Source organism: Devosia sp. Z11_6, assembly GCF_058133665.1.
This window is the reverse complement of record NZ_JBYUNQ010000007.1, coordinates 114,248-130,415: the sequence shown is the minus strand read 5'-3', so window position 1 is coordinate 130,415 and position 16,168 is coordinate 114,248. Positions and strand designations below refer to the sequence as shown.

At 65.1% G+C, this 16,168-nt stretch carries 15 protein-coding genes and 1 pseudogene; 6 read left to right on the top strand and 10 right to left on the bottom strand.

The genetic code is table 11. The annotated features are described in order from the left end of the window. The first annotated feature begins 31 nt into the window (after positions 1-31). Entirely contained in the window at positions 32-1,348 is a 1,317-nt protein-coding gene (locus AC3YMN_RS17345; protein ID WP_489890984.1) for an alanine racemase, read from the top strand. 15 nt (positions 1,349-1,363) lie between these two features. Here AC3YMN_RS17345 and AC3YMN_RS17340 read toward each other — a convergent pair whose 3' ends face one another. The 7 genes from AC3YMN_RS17340 to AC3YMN_RS17310 form a co-directional block, all read right to left on the bottom strand. Continuing rightward, a complete protein-coding gene (locus AC3YMN_RS17340; RefSeq protein WP_489890983.1) occupies positions 1,364-2,293 on the bottom strand; it encodes an energy transducer TonB family protein in 930 nt (309 codons plus the stop codon). Beyond that, positions 2,290-2,739: a TonB system transport protein ExbD gene (gene exbD, locus AC3YMN_RS17335; protein ID WP_127751860.1), complete on the bottom strand. Its 450-nt coding sequence runs from the start codon at positions 2,737-2,739 to the stop codon at positions 2,290-2,292. Before exbD ends, AC3YMN_RS17340 begins: the two co-directional genes overlap by 4 nt. 6 nt (positions 2,740-2,745) lie before the next feature. Further along, positions 2,746-3,732 (bottom strand): tonB-system energizer ExbB, encoded by a 987-nt coding sequence (gene exbB / locus AC3YMN_RS17330; protein ID WP_489890982.1) that lies wholly within the window; start codon positions 3,730-3,732, stop codon positions 2,746-2,748. 185 nt (positions 3,733-3,917) lie between these two features. Next, positions 3,918-5,141: a cysteine desulfurase-like protein gene (locus AC3YMN_RS17325; RefSeq protein WP_489890981.1), complete on the bottom strand. Its 1,224-nt coding sequence runs from the start codon at positions 5,139-5,141 to the stop codon at positions 3,918-3,920. 30 nt (positions 5,142-5,171) lie between these two features. Continuing rightward, on the bottom strand, positions 5,172-5,906 hold the full coding sequence (locus AC3YMN_RS17320; protein ID WP_489890980.1) for an amino acid ABC transporter ATP-binding protein: 735 nt from the start codon (positions 5,904-5,906) through the stop codon (positions 5,172-5,174). Continuing rightward, positions 5,906-6,577, bottom strand: a complete 672-nt coding sequence (locus AC3YMN_RS17315; RefSeq protein ID WP_489890979.1) for an amino acid ABC transporter permease — start codon at positions 6,575-6,577, stop codon at positions 5,906-5,908. The genes AC3YMN_RS17320 and AC3YMN_RS17315 overlap by 1 nt, the downstream gene beginning before the upstream one ends. A 68-nt stretch (positions 6,578-6,645) precedes the next feature. Then, positions 6,646-7,446: a transporter substrate-binding domain-containing protein gene (locus tag AC3YMN_RS17310; RefSeq protein WP_489890978.1), complete on the bottom strand. Its 801-nt coding sequence runs from the start codon at positions 7,444-7,446 to the stop codon at positions 6,646-6,648. A 238-nt stretch (positions 7,447-7,684) separates the two neighbouring features. Between AC3YMN_RS17310 and AC3YMN_RS17305 the strand changes: the two genes are divergently transcribed. The 3 genes from AC3YMN_RS17305 to AC3YMN_RS17295 all read left to right on the top strand — a co-directional run bounded on the left by AC3YMN_RS17305 (position 7,685) and on the right by AC3YMN_RS17295 (position 10,528). After that, positions 7,685-8,401 (top strand): FadR/GntR family transcriptional regulator, encoded by a 717-nt coding sequence (locus AC3YMN_RS17305; RefSeq protein ID WP_489890977.1) that lies wholly within the window; start codon positions 7,685-7,687, stop codon positions 8,399-8,401. A gap of 20 nt (positions 8,402-8,421) precedes the next feature. Then, positions 8,422-9,846: a dihydropyrimidinase gene (gene hydA / locus AC3YMN_RS17300; RefSeq protein ID WP_489890976.1), complete on the top strand. Its 1,425-nt coding sequence runs from the start codon at positions 8,422-8,424 to the stop codon at positions 9,844-9,846. A gap of 76 nt (positions 9,847-9,922) precedes the next feature. After that, positions 9,923-10,528: a DnaJ domain-containing protein gene (locus tag AC3YMN_RS17295; protein WP_489890975.1), complete on the top strand. Its 606-nt coding sequence runs from the start codon at positions 9,923-9,925 to the stop codon at positions 10,526-10,528. Here AC3YMN_RS17295 and AC3YMN_RS17290 read toward each other — a convergent pair. Both AC3YMN_RS17290 and AC3YMN_RS17285 read right to left on the bottom strand, forming a co-directional pair. Next, positions 10,525-12,156 carry a subtype B tannase gene (locus AC3YMN_RS17290; protein WP_489890974.1) on the bottom strand — a complete coding sequence of 544 codons (1,632 nt, stop codon included), beginning with the start codon at positions 12,154-12,156 and terminating at the stop codon, positions 10,525-10,527. The genes AC3YMN_RS17295 and AC3YMN_RS17290 overlap by 4 nt on opposite strands. A 118-nt stretch (positions 12,157-12,274) precedes the next feature. Then, the gene (locus AC3YMN_RS17285) at positions 12,275-12,601 is read right to left on the bottom strand and encodes a hypothetical protein (RefSeq protein WP_127751868.1); all 327 of its coding nucleotides are present in this window, start codon (positions 12,599-12,601) and stop codon (positions 12,275-12,277) included. Positions 12,602-12,788: 187 nt separating this feature from the next. Here AC3YMN_RS17285 and AC3YMN_RS17280 point away from each other — a divergent pair. After that, positions 12,789-13,787, top strand: a pseudogene (locus AC3YMN_RS17280) (sensor histidine kinase). A gap of 76 nt (positions 13,788-13,863) precedes the next feature. Here the strand turns inward: AC3YMN_RS17280 and AC3YMN_RS17275 are convergent. Further along, positions 13,864-14,169 carry a TFIIB-type zinc ribbon-containing protein gene (locus tag AC3YMN_RS17275; RefSeq protein WP_127751870.1) on the bottom strand — a complete coding sequence of 102 codons (306 nt, stop codon included), beginning with the start codon at positions 14,167-14,169 and terminating at the stop codon, positions 13,864-13,866. Positions 14,170-14,571: 402 nt separating this feature from the next. On the opposite strand from AC3YMN_RS17275, the gene AC3YMN_RS17270 reads away from it, so the two are divergent. After that, positions 14,572-16,158 (top strand): ABC-F family ATP-binding cassette domain-containing protein, encoded by a 1,587-nt coding sequence (locus tag AC3YMN_RS17270; RefSeq protein WP_489890973.1) that lies wholly within the window; start codon positions 14,572-14,574, stop codon positions 16,156-16,158. The last annotated feature ends 10 nt before the right edge of the window (positions 16,159-16,168 follow it).

Sequence of the window (16,168 nt, the reverse complement as noted above, 5' to 3'; positions counted from 1 at the left end):
CCAATCCGGCCACGGCCGGCGGAGCCTTTCCATGTCTGACCTGCACCTGGCCAACAGCGACAATCCGGTGATCGACGAGCGCATCCGCGGCTTTCCGCCGGGTCACCAGCCGCTGCCGCTGGCCGCGATCGGGGCGCAGGGCTGGAAGCCGTTCGATGGCAAGATGGCGCTGCCGCTGATCTCGCTCGATCAAGCGGCGTTCGCGGGCAATGTCGCCCAGATGCTGGCTTATGTGAACGACCATGGCGTGGCCATCGCGCCCCATGCCAAGACGCCGATGTCGACGGCGCTGTCGGCGGCGCTGCTGGCGGCGGGGGCCTGGGGCTCGACCGTCGCCGATATCCGGCAAGCCGCCGTGTTGCTGGCGGCCGGTCAGCGCCGGCTGATCCTCGCCAATGAAGTGGGTGGTCCCGCGGCAGCGCGGCGCCTTGCGGCCATGCTGGCGGGCTACCCCGATGCAGAAATCCACCTGTTCGTGGATAGCCTCGCGCTGCTGGAAGCACTCCGGGCTGCCTGGAGCGAGCGGGACGACCTGCCAGCGCTGGGTCTGCTGGTGGAGTTCGGCACCGGTCGCGCCGGCCTGCGCAGCGCTGATGGGGCGGGAGCGGTGCTCGAGGCAATCCTGGCGGCCGAAACCGCCACTTTCCGCCTGTCGGGCATTGCGACCTATGAAGGGGCGGCGGCGACTGCCGACGCCCACGAAACCCTGCAGCGCATCGAGGCGCTGATGGCGATGACGGCGGCTTTCCTGCCGCTGGTGCGGGCGCGGGTGGGCGACAGCCGGCCGCTGATCGTCACCGCCGGTGGCTCGGTGTATTTCGACCTCGTGGTCAAGGGACTGGAAGCGGCGGTAGCGGCGGACCCCGATTGCCGGCTGGTGCTGCGCAGCGGCGCGATCTTTTTCCATGACCATGGCACCTATGAGCGCGGCATTGCCGGGCTCGATGCGCGTGAGGGTTTCCGCATTGGCGGACAGGTGCGCTCGGCCTCAAGCGGGTTCAGGCCGGCGCTGCGGCTGTGGGCCGAAGTGCTGTCGCTGCCCGAGGCGGGGCTCGCGATCTGCGGCATGGGCCTGCGCGATGTGGCGATGGATCAGGGGCTGCCGCGCCCGCTCGCGCTGTATCGCGATGGCGCGCCGACCCAGGTGGACCTGGGCGGTGCCTCGGTGCTGCGCCTCAACGACCAGCATGCGTTTGTGGCGCTGCCCGAAGGCGTGGTGCTGCAGGTGGGGGACGTGATCGAGTTCGGCATTTCCCATCCCTGCACCTGCATCGACCGGCACGCGATCATCTACAATCTCGCGCCCGACCACACCGTAACGGGCGCCTTCCTCACCAGCTTTGGCTGAGGCGGGCTCGGGCGCTCACAGCTCGAACTGGATGGGGATGGTGAGGGTCATGCGGGACTGGGCGAGCTCGGCCGGGGGGGCGGGCACGGGCGAAGCGCGCTGGATCATGCTCATCACCGCCTCGTCGAGATCGGGATAGCCCGATGAACGCGCGATGCGGGCCGACAGCACATTGCCGCGCGGGTCGATGGAAAATTCGAGCTGCACGAGCCCTTCTTCGCGCCGGTTCTGCGCGGCGCGCGGATAGCGCTTGCGCTGGTTGAGATAGCTCACCAGCTGCGACTGCCAGCGCGCCGGCGACACGCTGGGTGCCGATGGGCGCGCGGCGGGCTGGGCGCTGGCAGCGGGCGCTGCCTTCGGGGCAGCGCTGGCTGCGGGCGCGGCCGTGCGGGCGGGCGCGGTCTGCGCGGAAGGGCGTGGGGTGGTGGTGCGTGGGCGCTGGCGGCGCTCCAGCAGCCGGGCCGATTGCTGCACCGGCAGCGGCGCCACCACGGCGGGCTCGGGTGTTTCCACGGAGTCGGGGATGATCTCTTCCACCACGGGCTCGGGTTCGGGCAGCGGCTCTGGCTCTGGCTCGGGCTGAGGAGGCGGTGGCTCGATGGCCGGCTCGGGGGGCGGTTCCTCGATGATCGGTTCGGGTTCGGGCGGCGGTGGCTCGACCGCTTCCTCGACCGGCTCTGGCGTGGGGGCGAGATCGGGCTCTTGGGACGGGAGTTCGGCCGGTGCGGTTTCGGGCGGGGCCGGGAGCGGCGCCAGTTCGAGCATGATGGCCTCGGGCGCGTTGCCCGCGAGCGCAAAATCTTCGGGCGGGCGGTTGAGGAGCCAATAGGCGCCGGCCCCTTGCGTGCCCAGGACGACAAAAAAGGCGCCGGCCCAAAGGAGGACGCCGCGCCAACCGGCGCGGCCGTCATCATCGATGGGGGTGGAACCGGCGGCTGCGGTCATGGCGCGGGCGCGGCGGCAGCGACCGGCGGGGCGGTTTCGAGCCCGACCAGCGCGATCTTGAGATAGCCGGCGGCGCGCAGCAGGTTCATCAGGCCCATGAGCTCGCCATAATCGACGCTCTGGTCGGCGCGCAGGAAAATGCGGGTTTCCCGATCGCTCTGCGTCAGCGTGTCGAGCGCGGTGCCGAGCGTTTCGCGCCCAACGGGGTCGTTGCCCAGCGAGAGGCTCAGATCCTGGCGCAAGGTGACATAGACCGGCTCGTCGGGGCGTGGCGCCTGGGCGGCGCTCGAGGCGGGCAGATCGACATTGATGTCGACGGTAGCAAGGGGCGCCGCGACCATGAAGATGATCAGGAGGACAAGGATCACGTCGATAAAGGGGGTGACGTTGATCTCGTGGGTTTCGGCGAGCTCGTCGCCTGAATTTTCGCGGATACCGCCGGCCATGCGGGCTTACTCCGCCGCTGCGGGGTGGAGCACCCCAGGGTGATGGCGCGCGACATAGCGATGGTCGAGATCACTGCTGACCAGGCGCTCAACTGCCGCCGAAACATCGCCCAGCTGCTGGCGATAGCCGGTGATGGCGCGGGCGAAGATATTGTAAAAAATGACGGCGGGAATGGCGGCGACGAGCCCCATGGCGGTGGCGAGCAGGGCCTCGGCAATGCCGGGGGCCACGACGGCGAGGCTGCTCGATTGCGCCTGCGAAATGCCGATAAACGAATTCATGATGCCCCAGACAGTGCCGAAGAGGCCCACAAAGGGCGACACCGAACCGATGCTGGCCAACACGCCGGTGCCCAGCATCAAGCGTCGGCCGGCGCCGATTTCGATGCGGTTGAGGCGCGAGGCAACCCGCTCCTTGATCCCGCTATTGGCGGCAAAATCGATGACCTGGTCGGCGCGCGCTACTTCCTGCTGGGCAGCCTGCACGAGGCGCACGCCGGCGCCGCGCCGGCCGGTGAGGGCCGTGGCTGCGTCGGCCAGCGTGGTGGAGGCCTGAACCGCGCGCAGGCTGCGGCGCAGCCGGGCCTTGGCGCCAACCAGTTCAAGGGTCTTGGCCAGCCAGACCGTCCAGGTGACGACGGACGCCAGGAGCAGGCCGATCATCACGCCTTTGACCACCCAGTCGGCAGCCATGAACATGCCCCAGGGGGAAAGGTCATGTGGCAGGTCGGCATTGACGCCAGCCTGGGGCTCTTCGGGCGCCAGCAGGTCGGCCGGAGCACTGGCGGGAGGCGGCAGCGGCGCCGCCGTATCAACAGCTGGAGCCGGTGCCGAGGGCAGGGCAGCGGGTGCTACGGGGGTGCTGGTCGTTGGTGCAGCCGCTGCGGGTGGCGGGCTTGCGGGTGCTGCGTCCTGGGCGAGGGTCAAGCCGGCGCCGAGACTCCATGCCATGGCCATGGCAAGTCCGAAGGCGGCTGCCGCATTACGCTTCATTGTTGACTCTCCGTGACCAGTTTGCGGCTTCTACGAAACATGATCATTATCGTCAACAAACTTGCACGGCTTGTCCCAAGACGCTTTGTCTTTGCTGACAAGGAGATAGCCGAGACGGCCCTCACCAGCAAAAAAGGGCGGCAAGCCCGTGCTCGCCACCCCTTGTTCTCGCCTCGAGGAAAAATCTAGAGCGTGGCGTCGAGTGCCTTGATCAGGCCGTCGACCTCGGCCGGGCTGTTGTAATGCGCCATCGAGACGCGCACGACGCCGCTGCTGCCCATGAGATCAAGATATTCGGCCAGCCGGCGGGCGTGGAAATCGCCAAAGCGCACGGCGATCTTGTAGGGGTCGATCCCTTTGGCGATCTCGCCGCTATCCTTGCCATCCACCACAAAGCTGATCGTGGGCACCCGGCTGCCGGCAACAGCATGGGTGTGCCCGATGATGCGGGTGTCGTTGCGCTCGCGCAGATAGCTCAGCAATTGCTCGCCGATGATGCGCTCATGCTCGACGATCTGGCCGAATGCGGCCACGACCTTGGCGCGGTCATCGCCCGTGCTGTTCGACTTGCCACCGAGTTCGACGAGGTAATCGACGATCCCTGCCGCGCCGCATGAGAGCTCGTAATTGACATTGCCCGGCTCGAGCTTGTGGGGGACTTTGTCCTTGCCGTAAAAATAATGGTAGAGGCCGTCGAGCTCGAGCAGATGCTCATACTTGCCGTAGAGCACGGCGTGGTGGGGTCCGAACACCTTGTAAAAGCTGAAGGCGTAGTAGTCGACATCCCAGCCGGTGACATCGACCGCGCCATGGGGGGCGTAGGCGACGGCATCGACGCAGATGCGCGCGCCATGCTCATGGGTGATGCGGGCAATCTCGGCCACCGGATTGATCGTACCCAAAAGGTTCGACACATGGGTGACGGCCACGAGCTTGGTGCGCGGCCCAAAGAGAGGCAGCAGGTCTTCGATCTCGAGCTCGAAGGTTTCGCGATTGACCTCCCAGGTGCGGATGACGACGCCACGTTCCTTGAGGCTCATCCAAGGGCCGATATTGGACTCGTGATCGGCATTGGTGACGATGATCTCGTCGCCCGCGTTGAGCTGGCTGGCCATGGCGCGGGCCAGGTTCTGCAGCAAGACGGTGGTCGAGGGGCCCATGACGACTTCTTCGGGCCGGCTGGCATTGACCAAGGTCGCAATGGCGCGGCGGCTGGCTTCCACCGCTTCCTTGGCCTTGATCGAAACATCATAGGACCCGCCGGTCTGCACGTTGCGGGTAAGAAGGAAATCGGTGATCCGCTCCACCGAGCGCCCGAGGATCTGCGATCCGCCGGCATTGTCGAAAAACGCCCATTCCTTGCCCACGGCCGGAAACTGGTTGCGAACGAAATCGAGATCTAGGCTCATCTATCAAGTCTCTGGTTGGGGCGGGTGGCGTTAGTGGGCCAGCACGGCCTTGAGAAAATCTTGCGTGCGTTGCTGCTTGGGGTGATCGAACACTTCGGCCGGGGTGCCCGCTTCGATGATGCGCCCGCCTTCCATGACGATGACGCGGTCGGCGACCTGGCGGGCAAAGCCCATTTCGTGGGTGACGACGATCATGGTGACCCCGGTATGGGCGAGGCCGCGCATCACATCGAGCACTTCGCCCACCATTTCGGGGTCGAGCGCGGAAGTGGGCTCGTCAAAGAGGAGCGCCTTGGGCTCCATGGCGAGGGCCCGGGCGATGGCGACGCGCTGCTGCTGGCCGCCCGAGAGCTGGCCCGGATATTTGTCGGCCTGCTCGGCAATGCCGACGCGCTTGAGGAGGGTCAGTGCGCGTTCGCTGGCGGTGGCTTCATCGAGCTTGCGGGTGCGCATCGGGGCCAGCATGACATTGCGCTTGACCGTCAGATGCGGGAACAGGTTGAAGGACTGGAACACCATGCCCACATCGGCGCGCACCGCGGCCAGTTCCTTGCCGGCGCGCACCGGCACGCCGCCGACGCTGATCTCGCCGGGCCCGAACTGTTCGAGCAGGTTGACGCAGCGCACGAGGGTGGATTTGCCCGACCCGGACGGGCCGATGATGCAGACGACCTCGCCCGCCGCGATATCGAGGCTGACATTGTCGAGCGCGAGGAACTTGTCATAGGACTTCGAGACGCCCTTGATCGAGATAAACGGCGCCATCAGCGTGTTCCTGCCTTGAAACGCTTTTCGAGCTGGGACACGGCCACGACCATGGGCCACAACAGGGCCAGGTAAATGACCGCCGCGCCGATCAGCGGGGTGGGATTGGCGGCGAGCGCCTGCGCCTGGGTAGCTTGTTTGAGGAGGTCGGGCATGGCTACGACCGAAGCGAGCGCAGTGTCCTTGATGACGTTGATGCAGTTATTGGTCAGCGGCGGAATGACGATGCGCACGGCCTGGGGCAGCACCACGTCGACCATGGTGTAGCGGTAGTTGAGCCCGAGCGCCTGGGAGGCTTCGAACTGGCCCTTGGGAATGGCCTCGATGCCGGCGCGAAAGATCTCGGCGGTGTAAGCGCCCGACACGAGCGTCAGCGCCGTCCACGCCGCCCAAAAGGAGCTGAGGCGGATGCCAACAAAGGGGAGGGCGTAATAAACAAGGATCAAGAGGACCAGGATCGGGATCGAGCGAAAGATGTCGATATAGATCTTGGCAATGAGCCCCACGATGGTCGGGCCATAAAGGCGCAGCAAGGCGACGCCGAGGCCCAGGACCAGCCCGGCAATGATGCTGGCGGCGCCCAGCTGCACCGTGACCCAAAGCCCGGCCAGGAGCAGGGGCAGGCTGTCCACGAAGACGGACCAGTTGAAGAAGGTTTTGACGATATCCAACGGGCAACCCTAGCTAAGAAGAAGGGCGATGCGGCGCGAACCGCATCGCTTGAGAAGGGCTCGCCCGATCAGGGGGCCGTAGGCATGTCGAGGACGGCGACCGTCGAGGTGGTGTCCTCGGGGGCAGCGCCGAACCATTTTTCGTGCAGCTCGGCAATAAAGCCCTCGCCCTTGAGCGTGGTCAGCACCGCGTTGACTTCAGTGGCCAGCGGATCGTCCTTGTTGAACATCACCGAGTATTTTTCGCCGGTGACGATGCGCTCGACCACTTTGAACTCGGGCTTGTCCTTGGTGTAGTAAAGCAGCGCCGGAATATCGCTGACATAGCCATCGATGCGGCCGGCCTGCAGGTCGAGCATGGCGGGGGTCAGGCCCTCATAGCGGCTGATGCCGGCCAGCCCGAGCTTTTCGGTGTTCTCGGTGGCATAGATATCGCCGGTCGAAGCGGTATCGACGCCAATGGTCTTGCCCTTGAGGTCGGCCGTGCCGGTGATGCCGGAAGCCGCGAGTACGGTCAGGGACTGGTCGCTGTCGTAATAGGGCTGGGCAAAGGAGACCGATTCCAGACGCTTGTCGGTGATGGTGATCGAGGAGACCGCCATGTTGATGCGGCCCGACTGCACGGCGGGGAACAGGCCGTTGAAGGGAATATTCTCGAAGGCAACGGTCTTGCCCAGGCGATTGGCGACTTCGGTGATCAGGTCGATTTCAAAGCCGACAACGGTGCCGGAGGCATCCTGAAATTCCCACGGCACATTGCCGATATTGGCGCCAACCGTCAGGTCAGCCGCCTGGCTGGCTCCGGTCAGGCCGCCAAAGGCCAGGGTTGCGAGCAGTGTAGCGGAGGCGAGAAAACTCTGTAATCTCATCGTGTATCCCCTTCTAAGGCGCCGATGGCGCTGGCATGTGTTGCAGTCACGATCCACTAGTGTACGGCAGGCCATGCCCACTCGCATGCTGGTCTGGCCGGTCTGACCGGTCTAACTTGGCGTCGATTTTTGGGCAAGATTGAATCTGTGCTTATTCGGTGATCATTGCTGGTGACGTGGCTGGACCCGCGCGCTAACGGTTGATCCACCAGCGAGTGCCCAATAGGTTCGGGGGAGTATGGCTCGGTCAAATGTCACCAGCGCTGCGGCCCAAAAGCTGCAGGAGATGATCCAGACGGGTCAGTTGCAGCCCGATCAGCAACTGCCCTCGCAGCTGGAGCTGTCGCGCCAGCTCGGCATTTCGCGCGCCTCCCTGCGCGAAACCATCTCCATGCTCGAGACCTTGGGGTTTTTGCGCATCGAGCCGGGGCGGGGCACCTTTATTGCCAGCACGACCCCGAGCGGCAGCGGCCAGCTGGCGCCGCGCGGCATGGTGGGGCGGCACGACAAGCAGGACATCTATCAGACCCGGCTGTATCTCGAGAGCCTCGTGGTCAATCTGGTGGCGCCCGAGATTACCCAAGCCACCATCGCCCAGCTCAATGAGCATACGACGCTGATGTGCGCCGCCTGGGACCGCAATGACCTGGTAGGCGTGGTCGACCATGACCGCGATTTTCACCATGCGATCTGGGCGGCGTGCCCCAATAAATTGCTGCTCGACATGTGCATGAGCGCGGCCGACGAATTTGCCGCTACTCGCAGCTACCCGCTCCCGGCCACGCGCCCGCAGCGATTTGCCGAATCCGCCAATGAGCACTTTGCCCTTGTCGATGCGCTGGCGCGCCATGACGGCAACCGAGCCGCGGGCCTGATGCAGCGCCATATCCGCAATACCGCGGCCGCGGCGGGCATCATGCTCACGACTTTGCCGACCCCCGATCCCTCGAGCTAACTGCGCCGAAAGAAACCGACATGACCCATTTCGACCTGATCATTCATGGCGGCCTCGTGGTGAACGCCGATGGGCAGCAGCGCTGCGATATCGGCATTCGCGACGGGGTGATCGCGGCGCTCGGCACCGGTCTGGGTACCGCGAGCAAGCAGATCGATGCCACCGGCAAGATCGTCGTGCCCGGCGGTATCGATAGCCATGTCCATATTGCCCAGCCCTCGGGCGATGGCTCGGTCATGGCCGATGATTTTGCCAGCGGCACGCTGTCGGCTGTGTGCGGGGGCACAACGACGGTGCTGCCCTTCTGCCTGCAGCAAAAGGGCCAGTCCTTGCGCGAAGTGCTCAAGGATTATCATGCGCAGGCCGAGGGCAATTGCCACGCCGATGTGAGCTTTCACCTCATCATCACCGACCCCACGCCCAATGTACTGGGCCAGGAACTGCCGGCGCTGGTGGAAGAGGGCTATACTTCGTTCAAGGTGTTTTTGACCTATGAAGGCATGCGCCTTTATGACGACGAAGTGCTCGCCACCATGGATTGCGCGCGCGAAACCGGCGCGCTGATGATGGTGCACTGCGAAAACGAGGATGCGATCCGCTACCTCATCGGCAAGCACGAGGCGCAGGCCAAGTTCGAGCCCAAATACCACGCCACCACCCGCCCGCAGGTGGTGGAGCGCGAAGCCACCCACCGCGCTATCTCTCTGGCCGAAGTGGTGGATGTGCCCGTGGTCATCGTCCATGTCTCCAATGGCCCGGCGATGCGCGAAATCCGCGCCGCCAAGGAGCGGGGCCGGGCGGTGGTGGGCGAAACCTGCCCGCAATATCTGGTTCTGACCGCCGACGATCTCGATCTCGACGATTGGGAAGGCGCCAAATTCGTCTGCTCGCCGCCGCCGCGCGATACCCAGAGCCAGGCCGATTGCTGGGAAGGCATCGAGACCGGGGTGTTCGACATCTTCTCGTCCGATCACTGCCCGTTCCGCTATGACGATCCCAATGGCAAGCTGAGCGCTGCCGGCCAGCAGAGCTTTCGCTATATTCCCAACGGCATTCCGGGCGTGGAAACGCGGCTGCCGATCCTTTTTTCCGAAGGCGTCGCCAAAGGGCGGATCGATCTCGAGCGCTTTGTGGCGCTGAGTTCCACCAACCATGCCAAGCTCTATGGGCTTTACCCCCAAAAGGGCGTGATCGCCGTGGGCTCGGACGCCGATATCGTCATCTGGGACCAGACCAAGAGCGCGCCCATCGAGCAGGAGCGGTTGCATCATGGCGCCGATTACACGCCCTATGAGGGTCTGCACATCAATGGCTGGCCGGTGCTGTCCATGTTGCGCGGGGTGGTGGTGATGGCCGATGGCGAGCCCACTGGCGCCGCGCCCGCCGGCCAGCATCTGGCGCGCGCCCGCTCGCCGCTGGTGGCGGTGGCCCAGGCCCAGCTCTGAGCTGGCCGCAGGGCAAGGTGCCGCAGCGCGCCGCATGGATTGCTGCGGGTGGGCACAGTCTGGTATTCTTGGCTCCATGAAACTTACGGATCCATACGCCACCCTGGGCGTACCCCGCGCGGCCGACGCCAAGGCGATCAAGGCTGCTTACCGGCAAAGCGTGCGCGTCGCCCATCCCGATCGGGGTGGCGATGCTGCCCATTTCATCGCCGTGGTGCAGGCCTTTGGCATCTTGTCCAATCCTGTGGCCAAGCGCCTGTTCGACGAAACCGGCGAGATCGATGAAGCCGGTGTGCGCGATTACCGCCAGGAAGTGGTGGTGATCCTGGCCGATATGTTTGATTCGGCCGTCAGCACCGCGCTCGGGCTGGCGCTGCCGCTCAACCGGGTGGATTTCATCGAGCAGATGACCTCGGTGGTCAAGGCGCAGATGGGGGAAGCCGAGCAGAAGCGCAAAAGCGCCGACGCCGAGATCAAGGCGCTCGAAGACCTGCGCTCGCGCATCAAGCGGCGCGACGGGGCGGTCAATCTGTTTGTGGATCGGCTCAACGAGCAGATCAAGACCAAGCTCGGTGCGCACCGCGCGGCGCTGCACCGGCTGTCGCTGCTCGAAACCGCCGCTTCCGAGCTGGCCAACTACGACTCCGAAGTGGAGCTGTTTTCCGCTCTCGACGTGGCCTAGGCCACGCCGATTGCCGAAGCCTGGGTGCCCCCGCCGGGCGGCTTGGCTGGCGGGCTGAACGGGGGATAGCCGGTGATCACCCCGATCCAGTCGATAAAGGCGTCGGCGTCCTCATTGGCGCCATGCCCGGCATCCCAGTAAAACGCGGTATCGACATCATCGCCCAGCTTTTGCGCGGCGGCAGTGAGATTGCCGACCACAGTAAGGGCGGTGTCGGTATCCTTGGCGCCCACGCGGTACCACCAGAACTTGGCTCGCGTTGGATTGGCTTCGCGCAAAAACGGCATCGGGTTCATCTGGACGACCTTGCCCGGCATATCGAGCGCCAGTTCGGCATTGGGGTCACCCATGGCCTGGCGCAGGCTAAAGGCGGTGAAGTGGCGCGCCTCGGTTTGATCGATCCCGAACAGGTTGTTTTCGGGGGTGGAGAGATCGAGCGCGTCAAAGGCCGGCACGCCCTTGCGGCGGGCGCCGACATGCTCGAGGAACTCTTCCCAGGTGAAATCAGCCTTGCCGCCTGACCAGGCGATGTTGGGATTTTCGTTGAGATAGCTTTCCCGGTCCGTAGGCGAGAGACCGGCCAGATAAGCCGTGGCGGCCGGTGCGAGATAAGTCTGCACGAGATAATCGCCATAAGTCCGCGTGGTGAGGGGGCCGAAATCCCCTAGGCCCGTGAGCCCCAGCGAGGCCTGATAGCCTTCGAACAGGCCAGCCAGCGCGCTCGAGAGTTGGCCATCCACCAGCGACCCCGAGGGCAGGGGATTTTGACCCCAGTTCCACTCATAGGCCATATCGGCATGTTCGAGATCGGTGATGGGGCACCAGGCGCCGCTGGCAAACATCACGTCGCTCCCCTCGGCGGCCCCCAGTTCCGCCAGCGCATCGGCATAAATGGCGTTATCGCCCGAAGCGCCGAGCAGCGCGGAAAGCGCCCCGCCGGCACTGACGCCCGAGGACACCATCAGCTTGGTATTGCCCGGCACCCGGCCGGCATTGGCGCTGATATAGCGGGCTGCAGCCTTGAGATCGACAATAGGGGCAGGGGCGACCCCGATATAAACGCCATCGATGTTGGTGAGGGTGCGCCCCCGGGCGCCGGGCTCGACCACGACATAACCTGCCGCCAGCGCCAGCTTGGCATTGCTGACGCGCTGGCCGCGGTCGAGCATGGCGTTGCCCCCGCTTTCCAGCTGCGCGCCGCCGGGAGTACCACCCGGAATGCCGCCTGGTGCCGCGCCGGGAGGCAGGCCCATGGGCGGGCTGTCATCGATGCCATTGGCATCGGCCACGGATGAGGGCATGTAGCCACCCACGCTGTTGGCAAAGAGGATCGGCGCCTGGGACGCATCCACCGCCTGCCCATCAATGCGGATCGGCACCGAGACATTGAGGCATTGATAGGTAACGTCCACGGGCCGGGCCACATAGGGAATGGCCTTGTAGAAATGGTACACCACCTCGCGGTCGCCCGCGGCGGTGGTGATCGTGGTCGTCAGCTCGGTGAACGCCTCGGGATCGAACTGCAGGTTCGCATCCCCCTCCTGCGCCCAGGAGCGGCCGGAAAGGGCCGCCATGCTCACCGCCAGCCCGGCTCCAAGCCCAAGCTTCATCGCCTCTCTGCGCTGCATTTCCTGTCTCCAGCATAGGGTGGTGGAGAAGTAGATTCCTGCTGGGCCTGGCTCGCCAGTTAAGGTTCGGCAATCCAGATTACGATGCAGACAGCTTGGTAAGGCAACGGCGTGGGCGCTAGTTCAGCAGGTGCAGTTCGGCCGCTGCGGCATTGGCCTCGTCCATGGAGGCGTCCAGCGTTGCCTTGAGAATGCGCAGTTCAGCCTTCAAACGCGGCGACAGGTTCAGCCCCTGCCATTCGCTCAGCTTCTGCTGCCATTCGGCAACTTCGACGATCAGCTTGCGCGCGCGCTCCGCGGTTTCGGGATTGGTCTGCACCGCGGCTCGCTCGGCATTTTCGGCCAGCTCAACCAGTTCGACGGTGCTGATGACCCATTCCGGCAAGGCAGTACGAACGGTCTCGATCTGCGAGACCACCTGGTCGTCAGCTGGATAATGCTGCATGGGGAGTGTTCCTGCCGGAAGCGACACGAATGCGTGCACTACGGGCTTTAGGTTCAACCCTCGGGGACCGCAATGGTTGCCCCTGCGTGACAATACCGCACAATAAGGGAACTTCAGCGGCACTTGCCCGCCACAAAGCTGGCGCGGGCAGGTGCAATCTGATCAAACCGATGGGAACGGAGGCGACATGCCATTTAGCGACCACAGCCACCCCCTTTGGGAGGTGAACAACCTCAAACGTGCCCTGCATGCCGCGGGCGTCGCTTTGTGGTCCTGGAATGTCACCAGCGACGCCTTCGCCATGGATGAGCAAGCCTTTGTCCTGTGGGGGCTGCCGCCCACCAGCAAGGTGAGCTTTGAGGATCTGTCCTCGCGCATCCATCCGGCAGATCGCGATCGCGTCCGCGCCGCCTTCACCGCGACAAGGGCGATGGTCGGCGCCTATGAAATCGACTTCCGCATCTTGCTGGGCTAGGAGATCCGCTGGGTCTCGGCCCGTGGCCTCGGCAATGACGAAGGCATGCATGGCGACTTCATGTCGGGTGTGTTTCTCGATGTAACCGGGCGCAAGCAGGCCGAGGAGGGCCATGAGTTGCTGGCCGGCGAGATGAGCCACCGGGTCAAGAACCTGCTTGCCATTGCGGCGGGGCTTACGCATCTGACCTCGCGCTCCACCACCACCGTCGCCGATATGGCGCGCGAGCTCACCCAACGCTTGTCTGCGCTCGGGCGCGCCCATGACGTGGTTCGCCCGCTGCCGGGCAACCAGGGCCGGGCTGCCCTGCTGGGCGATCTGATCGCGGTGCTGCTGGCGCCCTATGACGATTCCGGCGCCTTTAGCGGGCGCATTCGCGTGGCGGTGCCGCGCATGGGCATCGGCGAACAATCCGCCACCACCCTGGCGCTGGTGGTGCATGAGCTGGCCACCAATTCCCTCAAATACGGCGCCCTTTCGGTTGAAGCCGGCATGCTCGACATTTCGGGCAGCTCCACTGACAAGGAAGTCACCCTTGCCTGGACCGAGCGCGGCGGCCCACCCGTCAGCCCGCCCAGCCGCGAAGGCTATGGCAGCCAGCTGATCCGGCGCAGTGTTGCGGGCCAGCTTGGCGGCGCTATTCATATCGACTGGTCCGAGGAAGGCATCATCGTGACCATCACCCTGGACGCCGAACGCCTGGCGAGCTGACCGCCCCACCCGGGGCTCGTCGCCCCGGTTCACCCGTCCGATCTGGCGGCTGGCGGACTAGCGCCTTGCCGCGGCCTCAGAAATCAAAGATCTCGCCTAAAAAGCCCTCGCGCTTTTTCTTGGGGCGGTAGCCGCGGTCATCGTCGCTATAACGCTGCTGCTGCTCGCGACGGTCATCATCGCCATAGCGGTGCTGCTGGCCGCGCGGCGCGTCATAGGGCTGCTGCGGCGTTGGCACCACGGGTTGTGGCGCTGCGCGCTCGATGATCTTGTCGAGTTCACCGCGATCAAGCCACACACCCCGGCATTGCGGGCAATAATCGATCTCGATCCCCTGGCGTTCGCTCATCACCAGTTCGGTGTTATCGATGGGGCACTTCATGGGCGTCTCCTGCGCGCTAAACCCCTCAGATGGGGAGCGCGTCCCCGACTTGCCAGAGACTATCTTGCCGAGGAGCGCACGTGTCGCAGCCAAGCCGTCCCCGGACCTGCCGAAATGCTGGAGGCCTCGCCCTGGAGTTGAACCAAGGATGTGAGGAGTTGCAATCCCCCGCGTGTCGCTCCGCCACGAGGCCAGCAACCTGCATAGCAAGCGCCAAATTACGGCCAAGTAAATGCGCAGGGTAAACTGGCGGTTGTTGTGGGTGGGCCGGGGACGGGAGGGCGGGTTGACACACAGGCGGGGATTTCTACATTAGCGCCACCCGCAGCACCGACCGGACGGCTCCCATGGATTACTCGATGAACAATTGCTCCGCCCGCATTGTCCATCCGGAGTTTGTCCATGCCCTTGGCCATTATCCTCAAGCGCCTGTGTTACGCCCATCCTGACGGGCAAGCGCTTTTCAGCGATCTCGACCTCACCTTTGGTTCCCAGCGCACCGGCCTGATCGGCCGCAACGGCACGGGCAAGTCAACGCTGCTCAAGCTGATTGCCGGCGAGCTTACGCCGGGCGCAGGCGGGATCAGTGTTGGCGGCACGCTAGGCTGGATGCAGCAGCTGACCCAGCTCGGCAGCGGCTCGGTGGCGCAGGCCATGGGCATTGCCACCGTTTTGGAGCGCCTGCAGCGTCTTGAAGCCGGCACCGGCAGCATCGAAGACGCGGGGGAAGCGGATTGGACGCTCCCCGAGCGCTCCGCCGCCGCGCTCGCCCGCATGAAGCTGCCGCCCCTTGAGCCAGGGCGGCCGCTGGCGAGCCTCAGTGGCGGGCAACGCAGCCGCGTCCTCCTCGCCGGGCTGATCCTCCTCGAGCCCGACTTCATCTTGCTCGATGAGCCCACCAACAATCTCGATGCGCAAGGGCGCGAGGCCGTGCTGGACCTGCTTGCCCATTGGCGCGGCGGCGCCATCATCGTCAGCCATGATCGTGACCTGCTCGAGCACGTCGATGCCATTGTCGAGCTGACCAGTCTCGGTGCCACCAGCTATGGCGGCAACTGGGGGCATTACCGCGAGCGCAAGGCCATCGAGCTGGCTTCCGCCCGGCACGAGCTGGCCACGGCCCAGCGCCAGATCGGCGAGATCGACCGGCGAGTGCAACAAACAGCCGAACGGCAGCAACGGAGCGACAGCGCCGGCAAGCGGGCCCGCGCCCGCAACGACATGCCCAAAGTTCTGCTCGGCGCCAGAAAGGACAATGCGCAACAAACCGGCGCGCGCCAAAGCCAGCTCGCCGATCGCCTGCGCGGCGCTGCCGCCCAGAGCCTTGAGGAAGCGCGGGCGCGCGTCGAGGTGCTGACCCCGCTTGCGGTCAAGCTCGCGCCCAGCGGCGTGCCCGCCGGCAAGACCATCGTGCAGTGCGACAATCTCTCGGGTGGCCCGGCGCCCGGGGAGCCGCTGCTCACCGGGCTATGTTTGACCATGATCGGGCCCGAGCGGGTTGCGATTGCCGGCCCCAATGGCTCAGGCAAGACCACGCTGCTGCGCCTCCTGACCGGTGATCTCGCGCCGCAATCAGGATCGGCGCGCATTCTTGGCCGCTATGCTCTCCTCGATCAAACCGTTGGCCTGCTCGACCCGGCCCTTTCCATTCGCGACAATTTCCGCCTCCTCAACCCCGATGCCGATGAGAACACCTGCCGCGCGGCGCTGGCCCGCTTCATGTTCCGGGCCGAAGCGGGGCTGCAACGCGTGGGCACCCTGAGCGGCGGGGAAATGCTGCGGGCCGGCCTTGCCGCCGTGATCGGGGGCTCCGCGCCGCCCGAACTGCTGCTCCTCGACGAGCCCACCAATCACCTCGATATGGACAGCATCGAGGCGCTCGAAGCGGGCCTGCGCGCCTATGACGGCGCCCTCCTCGTGGTCAGCCATGATCGCGAGTTCCTGCGCAATATCGGGATCGAGCGGGTAGTCGAACTACCAGCGCGCTGAACCAGCTAGC

What these genes read in the sequence shown, in the direction of transcription:
- AC3YMN_RS17345 (WP_489890984.1), top strand. Translation starts at nt 32, where the DNA reads ATGTCTGACCTGCACCTGGCCAACAGCGACAATCCGGTGATCGACGAG.
- AC3YMN_RS17340 (WP_489890983.1), bottom strand. Translation starts at nt 2,293, where the DNA reads ATGACCGCAGCCGCCGGTTCCACCCCCATCGATGATGACGGCCGCGCC.
- exbD (WP_127751860.1), bottom strand. Translation starts at nt 2,739, where the DNA reads ATGGCCGGCGGTATCCGCGAAAATTCAGGCGACGAGCTCGCCGAAACC.
- exbB (WP_489890982.1), bottom strand. Translation starts at nt 3,732, where the DNA reads ATGAAGCGTAATGCGGCAGCCGCCTTCGGACTTGCCATGGCCATGGCA.
- AC3YMN_RS17325 (WP_489890981.1), bottom strand. Translation starts at nt 5,141, where the DNA reads ATGAGCCTAGATCTCGATTTCGTTCGCAACCAGTTTCCGGCCGTGGGC.
- AC3YMN_RS17320 (WP_489890980.1), bottom strand. Translation starts at nt 5,906, where the DNA reads ATGGCGCCGTTTATCTCGATCAAGGGCGTCTCGAAGTCCTATGACAAG.
- AC3YMN_RS17310 (WP_489890978.1), bottom strand. Translation starts at nt 7,446, where the DNA reads ATGAGATTACAGAGTTTTCTCGCCTCCGCTACACTGCTCGCAACCCTG.
- AC3YMN_RS17305 (WP_489890977.1), top strand. Translation starts at nt 7,685, where the DNA reads ATGGCTCGGTCAAATGTCACCAGCGCTGCGGCCCAAAAGCTGCAGGAG.
- hydA (WP_489890976.1), top strand. Translation starts at nt 8,422, where the DNA reads ATGACCCATTTCGACCTGATCATTCATGGCGGCCTCGTGGTGAACGCC.
- AC3YMN_RS17295 (WP_489890975.1), top strand. Translation starts at nt 9,923, where the DNA reads ATGAAACTTACGGATCCATACGCCACCCTGGGCGTACCCCGCGCGGCC.
- AC3YMN_RS17290 (WP_489890974.1), bottom strand. Translation starts at nt 12,156, where the DNA reads ATGCAGCGCAGAGAGGCGATGAAGCTTGGGCTTGGAGCCGGGCTGGCG.
- AC3YMN_RS17285 (WP_127751868.1), bottom strand. Translation starts at nt 12,601, where the DNA reads ATGCAGCATTATCCAGCTGACGACCAGGTGGTCTCGCAGATCGAGACC.
- AC3YMN_RS17275 (WP_127751870.1), bottom strand. Translation starts at nt 14,169, where the DNA reads ATGAAGTGCCCCATCGATAACACCGAACTGGTGATGAGCGAACGCCAG.
- AC3YMN_RS17270 (WP_489890973.1), top strand. Translation starts at nt 14,572, where the DNA reads ATGCCCTTGGCCATTATCCTCAAGCGCCTGTGTTACGCCCATCCTGAC.